General features: G+C 68.8%; 11 protein-coding genes. 4 read left to right on the plus strand and 7 right to left on the minus strand.

Features of this window, described 5'->3' with window-relative positions; genetic code table 11:
- Positions 1-404: 404 nt before the first annotated feature.
- The 3 genes from BO221_RS00895 (at position 405) to BO221_RS00905 (ending at position 2,063) form a co-directional block, all read left to right on the plus strand.
- Positions 405-740, plus strand: coding sequence for a hypothetical protein (locus tag BO221_RS00895; protein WP_143195196.1), 336 nt, complete (start codon positions 405-407; stop codon positions 738-740).
- A 128-nt stretch (positions 741-868) separates the two neighbouring features.
- Positions 869-1,495, plus strand: coding sequence for a hypothetical protein (locus BO221_RS00900; protein WP_073558442.1), 627 nt, complete (start codon positions 869-871; stop codon positions 1,493-1,495).
- Between the two features lie 145 nt (positions 1,496-1,640).
- The gene (locus tag BO221_RS00905; protein WP_073558443.1) at positions 1,641-2,063 is read left to right on the plus strand and encodes a hypothetical protein; all 423 of its coding nucleotides are present in this window, start codon (positions 1,641-1,643) and stop codon (positions 2,061-2,063) included.
- 18 nt (positions 2,064-2,081) lie between these two features.
- Here the strand turns inward: BO221_RS00905 and BO221_RS00910 are convergent, their stop codons facing one another.
- The 4 genes from BO221_RS00910 to BO221_RS00925 form a co-directional block, all read right to left on the minus strand.
- Positions 2,082-2,414 carry a hypothetical protein gene (locus BO221_RS00910; protein WP_073558444.1) on the minus strand — a complete coding sequence of 111 codons (333 nt, stop codon included), beginning with the start codon at positions 2,412-2,414 and terminating at the stop codon, positions 2,082-2,084.
- Between the two features lie 114 nt (positions 2,415-2,528).
- Positions 2,529-3,326, minus strand: coding sequence for an energy transducer TonB (locus tag BO221_RS00915; RefSeq protein ID WP_073558445.1), 798 nt, complete (start codon positions 3,324-3,326; stop codon positions 2,529-2,531).
- Positions 3,327-3,342: 16 nt separating this feature from the next.
- Complete coding sequence (locus BO221_RS00920; protein ID WP_073558446.1) at positions 3,343-3,777, minus strand: biopolymer transporter ExbD; 435 nt, start codon at positions 3,775-3,777, stop codon at positions 3,343-3,345.
- A 3-nt stretch (positions 3,778-3,780) separates the two neighbouring features.
- Positions 3,781-4,497, minus strand: a complete 717-nt coding sequence (locus tag BO221_RS00925; RefSeq protein WP_073558447.1) for a MotA/TolQ/ExbB proton channel family protein — start codon at positions 4,495-4,497, stop codon at positions 3,781-3,783.
- Between the two features lie 475 nt (positions 4,498-4,972).
- Between BO221_RS00925 and BO221_RS00930 the strand changes: the two genes are divergently transcribed.
- Complete coding sequence (locus BO221_RS00930; RefSeq protein WP_073558448.1) at positions 4,973-7,234, plus strand: M4 family metallopeptidase; 2,262 nt, start codon at positions 4,973-4,975, stop codon at positions 7,232-7,234.
- Between the two features lie 286 nt (positions 7,235-7,520).
- On the opposite strand, the gene BO221_RS00935 is transcribed toward BO221_RS00930, so the two are convergent.
- From BO221_RS00935 to BO221_RS00945, 3 genes are read right to left on the minus strand one after another with little or no spacing between them, the layout of a single operon-like run.
- Positions 7,521-10,451, minus strand: coding sequence for a DUF4215 domain-containing protein (locus BO221_RS00935; RefSeq protein WP_083680611.1), 2,931 nt, complete (start codon positions 10,449-10,451; stop codon positions 7,521-7,523).
- Positions 10,452-10,475: 24 nt separating this feature from the next.
- The gene (locus BO221_RS00940) at positions 10,476-11,732 is read right to left on the minus strand and encodes a hypothetical protein (protein ID WP_073558450.1); all 1,257 of its coding nucleotides are present in this window, start codon (positions 11,730-11,732) and stop codon (positions 10,476-10,478) included.
- A gap of 8 nt (positions 11,733-11,740) precedes the next feature.
- Positions 11,741-14,815 (minus strand): serine/threonine-protein kinase, encoded by a 3,075-nt coding sequence (locus tag BO221_RS00945; protein WP_083680613.1) that lies wholly within the window; start codon positions 14,813-14,815, stop codon positions 11,741-11,743.
- Between the last annotated feature and the right edge of the window lie 102 nt (positions 14,816-14,917).

A 14,917-nucleotide genomic window follows, 5' to 3' on the forward strand; every position in this document is an offset into this window, starting at 1 on the left:
CCGAGGGTGCTGACGGGACGCGGCGCGTCATGATGGGCGGATGGCGGATGTCCGCTCCTCGGCAACGACAACGAGAGCGCCCTCGTGACGCTGACTGGAAGGGGAGTGTGCTCGTGAGACGGTGGAGTGTCTTTTTCGTGGTGCTGGGAATCGTGTCGCTCGCGCGTTGTGGCGGCGTCCCTTCCGACGGTCCTGCTCCAGACGCTGGGGACGGCACTACCCATGTGGATGGCGGGACACCCGACGCGGGCGGGGGGACGCCCGACGCGAGCTTGCCGGACGCCGGGAACGCGCCAGACGCGGGCTCACCGGATGCCGGCCCCGTGGATTCGGGTTCTCCAGACGTCGAACCCGTGGACGCGGGCGTACCAGATGCTGGTGAAATGCCGGATGCGGGCGCTCCGATGGACGGAGGTCAGGCCTTCGATGCGGGGAGTCCTGGCGGCGGCTCGGGGCTCGAGTGCACCTTCAACAGCGATTGTCCCCTGGATGAGCGCTGCGAGTGCGATGAGGAGACGGGTTGTCAGTGCCTCACCGGAGCGCGCGGAACCGGACGCGCGGGCGTCGATCCCTGCGTCAGTGGCAATGATTGCGAGAGCGCGCTCTGTGTCGAGGGTTGGAACAGCTATTACTGCTCGGGGCCGTGTCGGGTGGACACGGATTGCGGACCGCGGTTGCCCGTCTGCTCCTACATCTTCTTCCTCGGAGATGCCTGCGTGCGCGACCCCACGGGTCCCTGAGCCGCTGGCGCGCGGGGGGGATGGCTCCCGCGCGCCGGTGGAGATAGGGCAGCGCTCCTCCCGGCCGATATGCCTTTTCGGGCCGTGCGTTTCCTGGAGTGTCACGGCCAAGCGATTCGGAGGCTGCCATGTCGCGTCTGCTGCTGCTGTCGGGTTTCATGCTCCTGGGTGCCGGGTGTGCGGGTTCCCACTCCAACTTCCGCACCGGAGGGCCGGCGTATCCCCTGGGCCAACCGGCGGGAGAGCCCATGCTGGTGCAGGGCTCGTACGTCACCGGCCCCGCGTCCTCGCTCGTCATCGACAACGACGCCATCCGCGGCCGCTTCCGGGACAGGCCCGTGTCCCTCGCGTGGACCTGGCAGGAGGTCACCGGCTCGGTGGACGCGCGCGGCACCTACCTGGAGCTCGCCGAGGGCGATGACACCCGCGTCTGGGGCAGCTTCGGCGGCATGCCGGTGGACCTCACCCTGGACAAGGAGTGGCTCTACGGCAACGTGGGCGGCTGCGGCTACGTGCTGCGGCGCGCCGAGGATGGCTTCGTGGGCCGGCGCAGCTGCGGCGGGTCGCTGGAAGGTGACCTCCGGGTGGATTTCCCGGAGCCCCTCATGGAGCGTCCGCTCGGGGAGAGGGCATCCCTGATGACGCTGATGCTGGTCAACTTCACGAGCACCTACTCGCCCGTCATGTCGCTCGCCCGCTTCGCCCGGCCGCGCAATGCCAGCGTGGACGGCTCGGTTACCCAGGTCAGCCCCTGAGCGGGGCCGCTCCCCTGTCCGCCAGTCCACGTCTGTCCGCCCGCGTCATGCGAAACAGCGGCGGGTGGGGACGCCGGGCGCTGGTACGATGTGTGGCGCCGGGGCATGTGCCCCGTCTCACTCATCGGCATCGGACTGGGAGAACATGGTCGATTTCCGCAACTTCATCGGACGTGGCACCGCGGCGGGCGGGAAGCTGAACATCTTCGCGAAGGTGGTCTTCGCCTTCGTGAACGTGGGCAACGGCGAGTTCATCGACCTCGGCCCCGCCCAGGCGGCCTTCAAGGGGAAGATCGACACGGTCTTCTACAAGGGAGACCTCTCGCTCACGCTGAAGCTGAACGAGGGCGGCAAGGCCGAGGTCACCCTCAACGGCAACCGCGCCTCCGAGGCCACGTACACCACCAGCGGCAGCAAGCTGACCATCGAGGCGAAGCTGGGCTCGAACATGCAGACCATCACCTTCGAGCCGGGCGGCAAGGGCAACGTGGAGACGTTCCTGGGCGTGAAGGGCTCGCAGAGCATCGACGTGCACCTGGCGCCCGCCGAGAAGCCCGCGGTGGCCTGAGCCCGCGCGAGGAGGGGCCTACGGCGTCACACCCAGCCGGGAGGTGATGCGCTCGAGCATGGCCTTCTCCCCCTCGGCGAGCTTGCCATCGGAGACGCACAGGGCCCGGGCGGCCTCCAACACCTCGTCCGGGCGGGTGCGCAGCACTTCCAGGTCCGGCTCGGGCATGGTGCCGCCAATGTCCAGCCGGTCCATCATCGCGTGCAGCTCGGCCTCTGGCACGCTCCAACTGCGGCCCAGGCCCAGGACGACCATGCGCTCGGTCTTGGTGATCTCCCGGTCCACCCATGCGACCTGGAGCAGCAGCTTGATGACCTCGATGTTGAAGCGGTCCTCGGCGGTGAGCGTCATCCGGCATCCTCGGCGGTAGGGAGGACGGACTCTACACCGGAGCGCGGAGTGCCAAGGGAGAGGGGCGGGCCCGGGCGTCCAGGGGTGGACGCCCGTTCCGGTGTTGCGTGCCTGTCAATCCAGCATGAACGTGTACGAGTACTTCATCTCCGTGGAGACGGGCTCGCCGTTCTTGATGGCGGGCTTGAAGCGGAAGCGCAGCAGGGCGGTGCGCGCGGCCTCGTCCAGCCCGTAGCCGAGTCCCTTGACGACGGTGGCCTTCACCACGCGGCCCTCGTTGTCGATGGTGATGGACAGCGTCACCGTGCCCTCGATGCCCGCGCGCCGGGCCTCGTCGGGGTAGGGAATCTTCACCTCGGAGGCCACGCTGGGCTCGGTGTCCACCTGGTACACGGGCACGTACTTGGGTGCCGCGTAGGCCTTCACCTCCTTGGGGTCCGTGGCCGTGTTCCCCGTCTTGCCATAGGCGGTGTTGCCCACCGGCGCGGCGAAGCCACCGGTGCTCGTGGTGGAGGACATGGAGATGCCCACCACCAGCGGCACCGGCTTGGAGGGCGGCTCGGGCGGAGGCGCGTCGTTGGGCGGCGGAGGCGCCGCGTCGGGCGGAGGCGGCGGGGGTGGCTTCTCGGCCTGGGCCACCTTCACCGGCGGAGGCTTGGGCACCACCTTCGGCTTGGGCGGGGGCGGCTTGGGCTCCTCCTGTGGCGGGGGCGGCGGAGGAGGCGGTTTCGCCACCTCCACCATCACGAGATCCACCGGGCGTTGCACCGGAGGAGGCGTGCGCTCCTGCATCCGCGACAGCAGGAAGAAGCCCCCGCCGTGCACCCCGAGGGACACCAGCAGGAAGAGCAGCACCGCCCGCGACGAGTCGCGGCGGATGGACACGGGTGGGTTGATCGCGGCCTCGCTCATGACCCTGGGAGACCCCTCAGGGCGCCGCGGGTGTAGCCGCGGGCGCCACGTCCTTCTCGATGTTGAGGGCGAACTTCGCGATGCCCTCGCCCTTCACCACGTCGATGAGCCTCATCACCCGGCCGTACGGCAGGCTCTGGTCCGCGCTGATGATGGCGCGCGTCTCCTTGTCCTTGGCCAGTGACTCCACCACCTTGCGCCGCAGCTCGTCCTCGCTCACCTCCGCGCCGTCGAAGAAGAGCTTGCCCTGCTTGTCCAGCACCACGTTGACGAGCCCCTGCACCGTTTCCCCGCCGTTGGCGGCCCGGGGCAGGTCCACCTCCACCGTCTCGCGGACGATGAAGTTGGCCGTCACCATGAAGATGATGAGCAGCACCAGCACCACGTCCACCAGCGGCGTGACGTTGATGCCCGTGATCTCCTCGTCGTTGTCCTGAGCGCCGCCGGCCATGACCTAGCGCGCCTCCCCGGACGCCACGGCGCGAGTGGCGCCCTGGCCCCGCTCGGCGCGCAGGCTGCCCACCAGGGCGTGGCCCAGGGCGTTGGTGCGCGAGGTGATCGTCTTGAGCTGACGGTTGAAGACGTTGAAGGCCACCACCGCGGGGATGGCCACCGCCAGACCCACCGCCGTGGCCACCAGCGCCTCGGAGATGCCGGACATCACCGTCTGCTGCATGGAGGCGCCCTTGGCGTTCATCTGGCCCAGGTCGTTGAAGGCCTTGATGATGCCGAGCACCGTGCCGAACAGACCGATGAAGGGCGCGTTGTTGCCCAGCGTGCCCAGGAAGGACAGGTAGCGCTCGTACTGGGGGCGCTCGCGCGCCACCGTGGAGGCAATGACCTGCTCCACCGTGTCCGCGCCCTGATCCACCGAAGCCAGGGCCTCGCGCAGCACGGCGGCCTCCATGCCCTTGTGTTTGGCCACCGCGGTGCGCACGGCCTCCAACTCACCGCGGGCCAGCCGCACGGCCAGCTCCTCGGAGTTGGGCAGCCGGTGCGTGGCGAAATACACGGCCCGCTCCAGCATCAGCGCGATGGAGAGCACCGAGAGGATGACCAGCACCCACAGCACCCACTCGGCGCTGGTGAGCGTCACGCCGAGCAGCTTGCGGCTGAGCCAACCCAGCTGCTCGTTGTGGCCCATCTGGGCCAGGAGAACGAAGGACGTCATGGAGACCTGTGATGACTAGGGGTGAAGCGACGCTTCCAATTCTTCCTCATCGCATCGAAAGTCAAATGAATCAGCCACCTTGGCTCTTGCCTCCCCGGTTGCTACCAATCCGTTGCACACCCCCGTGGAGCCGCTCGGGAATGGAGGCACCGGCCGGATGTTGCGCGGGCGGCGGGGGGGTCCACCTCCCTTTGGGGCCGGGGTCGATCGGGACCTCATCGCTCTCCCGGTGTCCGAATCCAGGACAGCCCGTCAATTTGTTGGATCATCAATCAATACGCGCACTTACACCCACCTTTGTCAAGAAGGGTTACACGGAGGGGGCGGGAGCATGGGACATTCATGCTCCAGTGCGTCTTCCCGGAAAATGAATTTGAGAGGGAAAGGGCGGGAGTTCGGGGTTCGGTATGACTCCTGCTGAAGGAGAGCCCGGCTGCGATGGCATCTCCGCCATCGGCCAGCAGGAGGTCCCCCTTTGGTACGTAATCGGATTCTGGCTGCACTCCTCTCTCTGCCCCTGGCTGCGTGCGCGGTGGAGGACTCGAGCGAGACGCTGACGGAGAAGAGCACCGACAGCGTTGGTTCCCTCTCCTCCGCTGACGTGAAGGCGGCGCTGAGCGCCATCCCCGGCGCGCAGGTGCTCGGCAAGCACGAGGACGGTGTGGTGCCCTACTTCGTGCGCGGTGACTTCGGTTCCGCGGGCCAGTCGCTGCGGGGCCTCGCCGCCCGTGACGCGAGCGCCCGCGTGGGTGACGCGCTCCACCGCATCGCCCCCATCTTCCGCCTCCAGGCCGCGGATCTCGTGGTGCAGCGCATCTCCGTGGATGAGCAGGGCCACAGCCACATCCGCTATGCCCAGACGCAGAACGGGCTGCCGGTGGTGGGTGGCGAGCTCGTGGTGCACGTGGACCAGGACGGCCGCATCTACGCGGCCAACGGCTCGGCGCGCGGTGGCGAGCTCGCCCCCACGCAGGCGCGCATCTCCGGTGAGGCCGCCCGCGCCGCCGCCCTGGACAACACCGTGGGCCGCCGTCTCGCCACCGAGGGCGAGGCCCGCCTGGTGTACATCCGCTCCGAGAAGGACAGCCGCCTGAAGCTGGTGCACGAGGTGGTGGTGACGGGCGAGGGCCGCGACCTGCCCATCCGTGACCGCGTCTACGTGAACGCGCTGACCGGCGCGGTGGAGGTGGTGTCCACGGACATCCACGCAGCGCAGAACCGCGCGGTGTACTCGGCCAACAACGGCACCTCGCTGCCCGGTACCCTCCGCCGCTCCGAGGGTGGCGCGGCCACCGGTGACACCCACGTGGACGACAACTACGGCCACCTGGGCACCACCTACCAGTGCTACTACCAGAACTTCGGCCGCGACTCGTACAACAACGCGGGCGCGCAGCTGCGCAGCACGGTGCACTACAGCAGCAACTACACCAACGCCTTCTGGAACGGCAGCCAGATGGTGTACGGCGACAGCAACGGCACGCAGTCCGCGCCGCTGGGCAAGTCGCTGGACGTGACGGTGCACGAGCTGACCCACGCGGTGACCAGCTCCGAGTCCAACCTCACCTACGCCAACGAGTCCGGCGCGCTCAACGAGGGTATGAGCGACATCTTCGGCGCCTACTGCGAGGCGTGGACGAAGGGCTGGGTGACGGACGCGGCGGTGTGGATGGTGGGCGATGACGTGTGGACGCCCAACACCCCGGGTGACGCGCTCCGCTACATGGCCAACCCCACGCAGGACGGCTCGTCCTACGACTACTACCCCGAGCGCTACACGGGCAGCTCCGACAACGGCGGCGTGCACTGGAACTCGGGCATCGCCAACCTGGCCTTCTACCTGCTGAGCGATGGTGGCACGCACCCGCGCGGCAAGACGACCACGGTGGTGACGGGCATCGGCATCCAGAAGGCCGGCGCCATCTTCTACAAGGCCAACGTGGACTACATGACGGCCTCCACCACCTTCGCCCAGGCGAAGACGTACACCGAGCAGGCCGCGACGGCGCTCGGCTACTCCACGGCGGAGGTCGCGTCCGTGACGGCCGCCTGGACGGCCGTGGGCGTGGGCGGTGGCACCACCCCGCCGCCGACCTGCACCACGCCCGTCGCGCTCTCCAACGGCGTGAGCGTCACGGGTATCTCCGTGTCCGGTAGCGCGTGGAGCTGCACCTACACGCTGGCGGTGCCCGCGGGCTCCACCAACCTCGCGTTCAACCTGAGCGGTGGCACGGGTGACGGCGACATGTACGTGAAGTTCGGCTCCGAGCCGACCAGCTCCTCGTACGACTGCCGTCCCTACGCGGGTGGCAACACGGAGGCCTGCAACTTCGCCGCTCCGAGCGCCGGCACGTACTACGTGAAGATCTACGGCTACTCGTCCGCCTCGGGCATGAGCCTCAAGGGCTCGTACACCGCTGGCTCCGGCGGTGGCGGCCCGGTGAGCGAGACGGCCGGTGGCTCGGTGGCCTCGGGCCAGAACGCCTTCCACGGCGGCTTCAGCGTGGTGCCGGGGACGCAGTTCAAGGTGGTGATGACGGGCTCGGGTGACCCGGACCTCTACGTCCGCTTCGGTGCCCAGCCGACCACCTCCAGCTACAACTGCCGTCCGTACCTCTCGGGCGCCTCCGAGACGTGCGACGTGACGGTGCCCGCGGGCCAGACCAGCGCGTACATCATGGTGCGCGGCTACACCGCGGCTACCTACAACCTGGCCATCAACTACACCCGGCCGTAGCCGAGGTGAGCAGCATGGGTTGTTGAGCGGGCGGCTCCCCACCAGGGGGGCCGCCCGTTGTCTTGCGGGGGGCCTGGAATGGGCATTGGCCTGGAGGCGGAAAGACCCTCACCCTGACCCTCTCCCAGGGGGAGAGGGGACATCCACGGGCTCCCGGACCAGGTCCAGGGACTTCGTGGATGCTCCACTCGGCGGGGGGCGGAAACGAGACCGCCGGCCACGTCCTGGCGCGCTCGCGTGACGAGCGCCAGGCCGCGCCGGCGGCTTCACTGCCGGAATGCCGCGACTACGGCGTTCCGCAGACTCCTTCGGGCAGACACTCCAGACTGGGGTCGCAGTCCGTGTCGTTCTTGCACCGCGTGCCGGAGGGGCAGTCGTAGCCGCTGCCACCGGCCATGCCGTTGACCTTGAAGTCCAGGGTGCCGTTGACGGACTCGGTCATGGCCCGGTTGCCGAACGAGCCCTCCTTCAGGTGCGTGACGGTCACCGTGCTGCCGCTGGCCACCGCCGTGATTTCGAAGGGAACGGTCACCTTCGTGTTGATGGCCGTGGTGATGAAGTTGGCGATCTGGCTCGCCGTCGCCGAATCGGTGTAGGCGATCTGCACGTTGCCCGCGGAGACCCCGCCTCCGAACTCGTCGAACTCGAAGGTCACCGTGGTGCCGTTGATGCCGTCGGTGATGGTGAACTTGTCCTTGTCCCTGAGCTTCGAGCCCGCGGCGGCGGTGATGGTGCCGGAGGCCTTGGTGAACTGGGTCCGGTTGCACGTGGTGCTGCAGGTGCCGCAGGCATCGGCGTTGCCGTCGTCGCAGACCTCGGTGTTGGTGACGCGCCCATCTCCGCAGTACGGGCCCGAGAGCGGCAGCTCCTCCGCACAGGTCGCGTTGCACCGGATGCAGCTCGTGGTGCCATAGGGGCACTCGGTCTCCGTGATGGTGTTGCCGTCGTCGCAGACCTCGCTCGCGTCGTTCTTCAGGCCGTCACCGCAGAAGCGGCCCGTGCGGGGGATGACGGCGGAGCAGGTCGAGTTGCAGGTGTTGCAGCTCGCCTGGCCATAGGGGCACTCGGTCTCGTTGAGCGTGTTGCCATCGTCACAGACCTCGCTGGGGTCGTTCTTCGCGCCATCGCCGCAGAAGCGGCCCGTGAGGGGGAGGAACGCCGTGCAGTCCGCGTTGCACATGTTGCAGCTCGCCTGGCCATAGGGGCACTCGGCGTTGTCGATCTTGTCCCCGTCGTCGCAGACCTCGCTGGGGTGGTTCTTGAGGCCGTCACCACAGAAGGCGCCGGTGAGGTTGAGGGCGGCGGTGCAGTTGGCGTTGCAGGTGGTGCAGTTCGCCTGGCCATAGGGGCAGGTGCCCTCGTTGACGTTGTTGCCGTCGTCGCACGCCTCGCTCACGTCGTTGCGGGCACCGTCACCGCAGAAGCGGCCCGTGCGCTCGATGGGGGCCGAGCAGTCCGCGTTGCACAGCGTGCAGGTCTTCTCGCCGTACCTGCACTCGGAATCGGTGATGGTGTTTCCGTCGTCACAGACCTCGCTCGCGTCGTTCTTCGCACCGTCACCGCAGAAGCGGCCCGTCAGGCTGAGGGTCGCCGAGCAGGCCGCGTCACAGGCCGAGCAGTTCTTGGTGCCGTAGGCGCACTCGGTCTCGGTGGTGTTGTTGCCGTCGTCGCACTTCTCGCTGGCGTCGTTCGTCGCGCCGTCACCGCAGTAGCGGCCCGTCAGGTTGAGGACGGAGGAGCAGGTGGCGTTGCAGTAGGTGCAGGTGCGGGTGTTGTACGAGCACTCGATCTCGGTGCTGGTGTTGCCGTCGTCGCAGGCCTCGGTGCGGACGGGGCCGTTGACGTTGACGCGGCCATCGCCGCAGATGTTGGGCTGGCAGGTGCCGAGGCAATCGTCGTCGTTGGAGGTGTTGCCGTCGTCGCACTTCTCACCCGCGGCGGTGTTGAGGGTGCTGTCGCCACACAGGGGCGGCGTGCAGTCATTGTCGCAGTAGGGCGAGTTGGGGCCGTCGTCGCACTGCTCGCCCGCGGCCGTGTTGAGGTACTTGTCGCCGCAGGCGGCCGGCTTGCAGTTGGCGTTGCACGTCAGGGTGTCGCCGCCGGTGTCGCAGACCTCCCCCAGGGCGCCGTTGACGTGGCGGTCACCGCAGTAGGGGATGGTGCAGTCGTTGTCGCAGGTGACGGAGTTGGCGGGGGTGCCGTTGTCGCACTGCTCGCCGGCGGTGGAGTTGACGATGCCATCGCCGCACCGCCGCGCCGTGCAGTTGGCGTTGCACTCGGCGGACTCGCCCCGGGTGTCGCACTGCTCACCGGCGGTGCGGTTGACGATGCCGTCGCCGCAGATGCGCAGGGTGCAGTTGGCGTTGCAGTTGGAGGACTCGCCCGCGTCGTCGCACTGCTCCTCCGGGTCGCGCACGCCGTTGCCGCAGCCCTCGCCGGACAGACAGTCGGAGCTGCAGCCGTCACCGCTCACGAGGTTGCCGTCGTCGCAGAACTCGCCGACGGAGACGTCCTTGACGCCGTTGCCACACGTCTCGTTGGACTTGCAGTCGGAGCTGCAGCCGTCGGCGTTGATGTTGTTGCCGTCGTCGCAGACCTCGCCCTTGGCGGTGTCCTTGTAGCCGTTGCCGCAGCTCTCCTGGGACTTGCAGTCGGAGCTGCAGCCGTCGCCGCTCTCGTTGTTGCCGTCGTCGCACTTCTCGCCCTTGGCGGCGTCCGTGTAGCCGTTGCCGCACACCTCCACGGACAGACAGTCCGCGCTGCAGCCGTCACCCGAGCGGTTGTTGAAGTCGTCGCAGACCTCGCCCACGGCCCGGTCCACGATGCCGTTGCCGCACAGCTCGCTGGACTTGCAGTTGGCGCTGCAGCCGTCCCGGTCCCGGGTGTTGCCGTCGTCGCAGACCTCCTCCTTGGACACGTCGACGACCTGGTTGCCGCAGATTTCAATGGACGTACAGGTGCGGTTACAGCCGTCGCCGTCGACGATGTTGCCGTCGTCACAGGCCTCGCCCTGCTGGACCATGCCGTCACCACAGTCCGTCTTGATGCACACGTCCTGCCGGGCGGCGCACTTCTGGCCGGTGGGGCAGAACAGGCCGGAGGGGCACTGGACGCTGGTGGGCTCGAAGCAGGAGGACAGGAAGGGGGTGAGGGCCAGGAGCGTCAGGGCGAGCGCGGCGATGCGGCCGTTCATCTGGAGAGGCGGCTGTCGTCTCATGGGGGGCTCTCGGAAGGGGGGATTTCAGAAACGGAAGGTGGTGAGGATGCCGCCCGTGCCGCCGCCAACGAGGGGCGCGACACTCACGGTCTCCACCTTCTTCTGGTTGGGGTCGATCTGGAATGGCTGGGGCTGGTTGATGAAGACGAGCACCACGCCGGTGATGAGCGCGGCCCCGCCGACGGCGTACCCGCCCATGGCGAGCGCCTGGTAGGTGTTGCCCCGGTTGAGGGTGGCATCGAGGGTGGGCGTCAGGAAGCATCCCCCGCACTGGGTGACGCCGGCATCGAGGGCGCGCAGGTTGTCGCGGGCCTGGAGGTGGAGCCAGCCACTGCCCGCGCCCACGGCCACACCCGCGCCCATCACCGCCCAGGGCATCCACGCGGCCCACTTGCGCCGGTACTCGATGAGGTCCTCGGAGGTGAACATCTTCAGCTGGAGGGTCGCCGTCTCACCGGGCAGCAGCGTGCGGCTCTGGTCGGTGGGGAGGAAGCCCTCCTTGGAGGCGACGATGCTGTGCGCGCCGGGACGCACCAGCCCCGAGTACTTGCCGGGGGCCACGAACAACGTCTGGCCATCCATCGTCACGGTGGTGCCGGGCGTGTCACAGGAGATGTCCACCCGGGCGAGCTGCCGCTCCATGAGCGTCTTGTAGTTGCGGGCGTACTCGTACTTCTCGGTCTCCAGGGGCGCGGGGCCGAAGCGCAGCGCGGCCACCAGTTGCTCGTGCACCTCGACGGGCTGGTCCAGGTTCATCAGCGCCAGGGCCAGGTTGTAGTGGATGGCCGGGTGGGGCCACGCATCGAGCGCCTGGCGGTACTTCTCCACGGCCTGGACGAAGACGGACTCCTTGAGCAGCGCATTGGCCGACTGGAAGAGCGCCATCGCGGCCTTCTGCTGCTCCGGAGACACGCCCTTGGCCCAGGGCCGCTCTCCGGCCGGCTCGGGGGCGGTGGCCGCCTGTGGCTGCGGGGCGGGAGCCGGAGGCGTGAGGTCGGGCGACGCGGGCGCGGATTCCACGGGCGCGTCGGACGCGGTGGGGAGCCCGGAGAGGGCCGCATCCTCAGCGGGTTTCTCCACGGCTCCGGGCCGCTTCTTGCCGCCCCGTTGCTTGGAGCCGGGCAGCTTCGCTCCGGGCTTCTTCGCACCGGACAGCTTCGTGCCGGCCTTGCGCACCGCCGGGGCCTTCTGCTTGCCGCGGGGCGTCTGGGCCTCCGTGGGCACGGTCCACAGCGCGAGGAGCGCCGCGGACAGGGTGAGCGCGAACCTGGACCTGTTCATCACCGTTCTCACTTCAGGACCTCGATGACCGGACTGCCGAGCTGGGACTGCAGGCGCTGGGCGCGCTCCTGCTCGCGGCGCAGCAGGTTGGCGAGGCTCTCCGCCGCCTTGATGGCCTCTTCCTTGGCCAGGCGCGCCTCCCGCGCACTGGACTCGGCGCGCCTCTTGGCGCCCTTGGCGCGCGTCTGGGCCTCTTGCGCCCGCTTGAGCGCCAGCAGCAGCTCGTCGTTCTTGCTGAGCAGCTCCTCGTTGGCGAGCGCCACCTGCTTGTTGGCGGCCTCCGCCGCCTGCTGCGCCTTCTGACGCTCCAACTCCTTGGCCTGCACCTCGGCCAGACGCTGCTTGGCCTCCACCTCGGCACTGCGCGCCGTCTGCTCGGCGGTGCGCGCCACGGCTTCCGCCTTGATGGCCACCTCCGCCTGACGCTGGGCCTCGCGCTGCGCGTTGCTGATGACCACCAGTGCCACCACCGCCGCGATGACCAGCAGGCCCAGGAAGGCCGTGCCGCCGAAGAGCAGGGCCTTCCTCAAGCGCTTGCCCTTCTTCGCCTGCGCGAAGACGGACGCCAGGTAGTCCTGCTGCAACTGCGGCAGCTCCCCGCGGAAGCGCCGCTGGAAGCGCAGCGCCTCCTCCACCATCTCGCCGCGCCACAGCAGGTTGTTGTCGAAGCTCTTCGCCTGCCATTGCCGGGCCGCGTTGCGCAGCTGCTCGAGGAAGCCCGCGTCCTCCTGGCCCTCGTCCAGCCAGCGCTTGAGCGTGGGCCAGCTGTGCAGCAGCGACTCGTGGACGATCTCCACCGTCGCGCCCGTGGCCCCGCCTCCCGTCTGCACCACCAGCAGACGCGCCTGCACCAGGTGATCGATGAGCCGCGACATCTCCCCCGAGTCCTTCGTCAGCTCGCGCAGCTCGTCCACCGACACGATGGCGCGCGTGCGCTCGGGGGTGACGAGCCGCAGGAAGACGGCGCGCACCAGGGTGCGCTCCGCGTTGGACATGCTCGCGAGCACGCTGTCCGCGTGGGTGGCGAGCGCGCCGGCGATACCGCCGATGGACTGGTAGGCGCTCTCGGTGAGCAGCTTGTTCTTGGTGTCGCGCGACTCCCACAGCTGGGTGGCCGCGAACTGGAGCAGCGGCAGCGCGCCCTGGCTGGCGTCCAGGTGCTCCAGCATGTTGTCCACCATGGCCGGATTCTCGAACTGGTAGCCGGCCATCTCCGCCGGCTGCACCAGGGCGTCCCGCAGGCCATCGCGGTTGGGCGCGGTGAGGAAGTAGAGCCCCTGGCTCAGCTCGCCCATGAAGCGCTCGTCCTCGGGCACCCGGTCCAGGAAGTCCGAGCGGATGGAGAGGATGACGCGGATGGGCGAGGTGGCGTCATCCGCGATGCCCGACAGGCACGCCGTGAAGGCCAGGCGCTCCTTCGCATCCGGCACCAGCGTGTAGAGCTCCTCGAACTGGTCGATGAAGAGCAGAATCTTGCGGCGCTCGCGGCGGGCGCGGCTGCGCAGCAGGCTGCCCACGTAACCGGGCTCCGCTTGCAGGCGCTCGACGAGCCGCTGCTGCTCGGCGATGTCCTCCTCCACGGTGGTGGAGGAGCTCACCAGCGGCGCCACGATGTTGGCCAGGGCCCCCAGCGGGTTGCGGCCGGGACGGATGACGAGCGACTCCCAGGCCGTGCCGGAGCGCTTGAGCACGGGCACCAGGCCCGCGCGCACGAAGGAGGACTTGCCCGTGCCCGAGGGGCCCACGATGGCCAGCAGCGGCCGGTCGCTGATGCGGTTGACCAGGGCGGCGATTTCGCGCGTGCGGCCGAAGAAGCGGTCCGCGTCCGCCTCCTGGAAGGAGCTGAGGCCCGCGTAGGGGCTCTCGTCGATGCGCAGCTCGCGGCTGTAGCGCCCGGGGAGGAAGGGCTCCAGCGCCTTGAGCAGCGTGTTGGCGTCCGGGAAGCGCTCGTCCTTGGGCTTGAGCAGACACCGGTCGATGACGGCGGCCAGGTCCGGCGGCACGTCCGGCACCACGCTCTGCAGGCGCGGCATCGCCTCGTCCATCATCGCCGTGACCATGAGCTGCGGGCCGCGCAGCGGGTCCAACGGGTGCTTTCCGGCGATCATCCGGAACAGCATGATGCCCACGGCCCAGATGTCCGCCCGGTGGTCGATGGGCACGCCGATGCCCCACTGCTCCGGGGCCATGTACGCCATGGTGCCCATGATGGCGCCACGGCGGGTGAGGTTGGAGACGTCCTCGCCCAGCTCGTGCGCGGAGGGCAGGTGGGGCTTGCCGTTGCCCTGGGCCATCAGGCCCTCGTTGGGCTCGTCCCCCTGGAGCACCTTGGCGATGCCGAAGTCGAGCACCTTGATGGCGCCCGCGTTCGTCACGACGATGTTCTCCGGCTTCAAATCGCGGTGGACGATGCCCTGCTCGTGGGCGCACGCCAGGGCACGCACCACCGGCACCATCAGCTCCACCGCGCGCGAGGGGGGCAGGCGCTGCTTGCCCATCACCTTCATCAGCGGCTGGCCCTCGAGGAACTCGAGCACCATGAACGGGCCGGCCTGCGACTCGCCGACCTCGTAGATGATGACGATGTTCTCGTGGCTGCAGCGCGCCGTGGTGCGCGCCTCGAGGATGAAGCGCTTGGTGACGTCCGCGTCCTGCGTGTGCAGGAACTTGATGGCCACGCGCCGGCCCAGCCGCGTGTCACGCGCCAGGAAGACGGTACCCATGCCGCCGCTGCCCAGCTCGCGGATCAACTCGTAGTGCTGGATGCGCGTGCCGGGCCTGAGTCCGTGGCCATCCAGCTCCCCGGGGCCCGTGAGGCCCGAGCCCGAGGGGCTGGACCCGGAGAAGCCCGAGCCCGAGAGCCCCGAGTTCGAGAGCCCAGAACTGGAATGGCCCGAGCTGGAATGCCCCGAACTGGAGTGGCCCGAGCTGGAGGGCCCATCCCAGGTATGGGGCTGCGCCTGCGGCACGGGCGTGAAGAGCGACTCCACGTCCGCGGCAATGGTCCGCTCGTCCATGTCCGTGTCCACCACCACGGAGGGGTCGGCGGACCAGCTCACGGCAGCTGCTTCGTTCTTCTTCATCAGGCGACGTCCCCTACGAAGCATTCACGCTCGGGGAGTGCTTCAAGGCGACTTCGCCAGTTGCTCCGGATCAGGGAGCTTCCAACGTCATCCCCTTTTCTC

The organism is Archangium sp. Cb G35 (genome assembly GCF_001896145.1).
Taxonomy (GTDB): domain Bacteria; phylum Myxococcota; class Myxococcia; order Myxococcales; family Myxococcaceae; genus Archangium; species Archangium violaceum.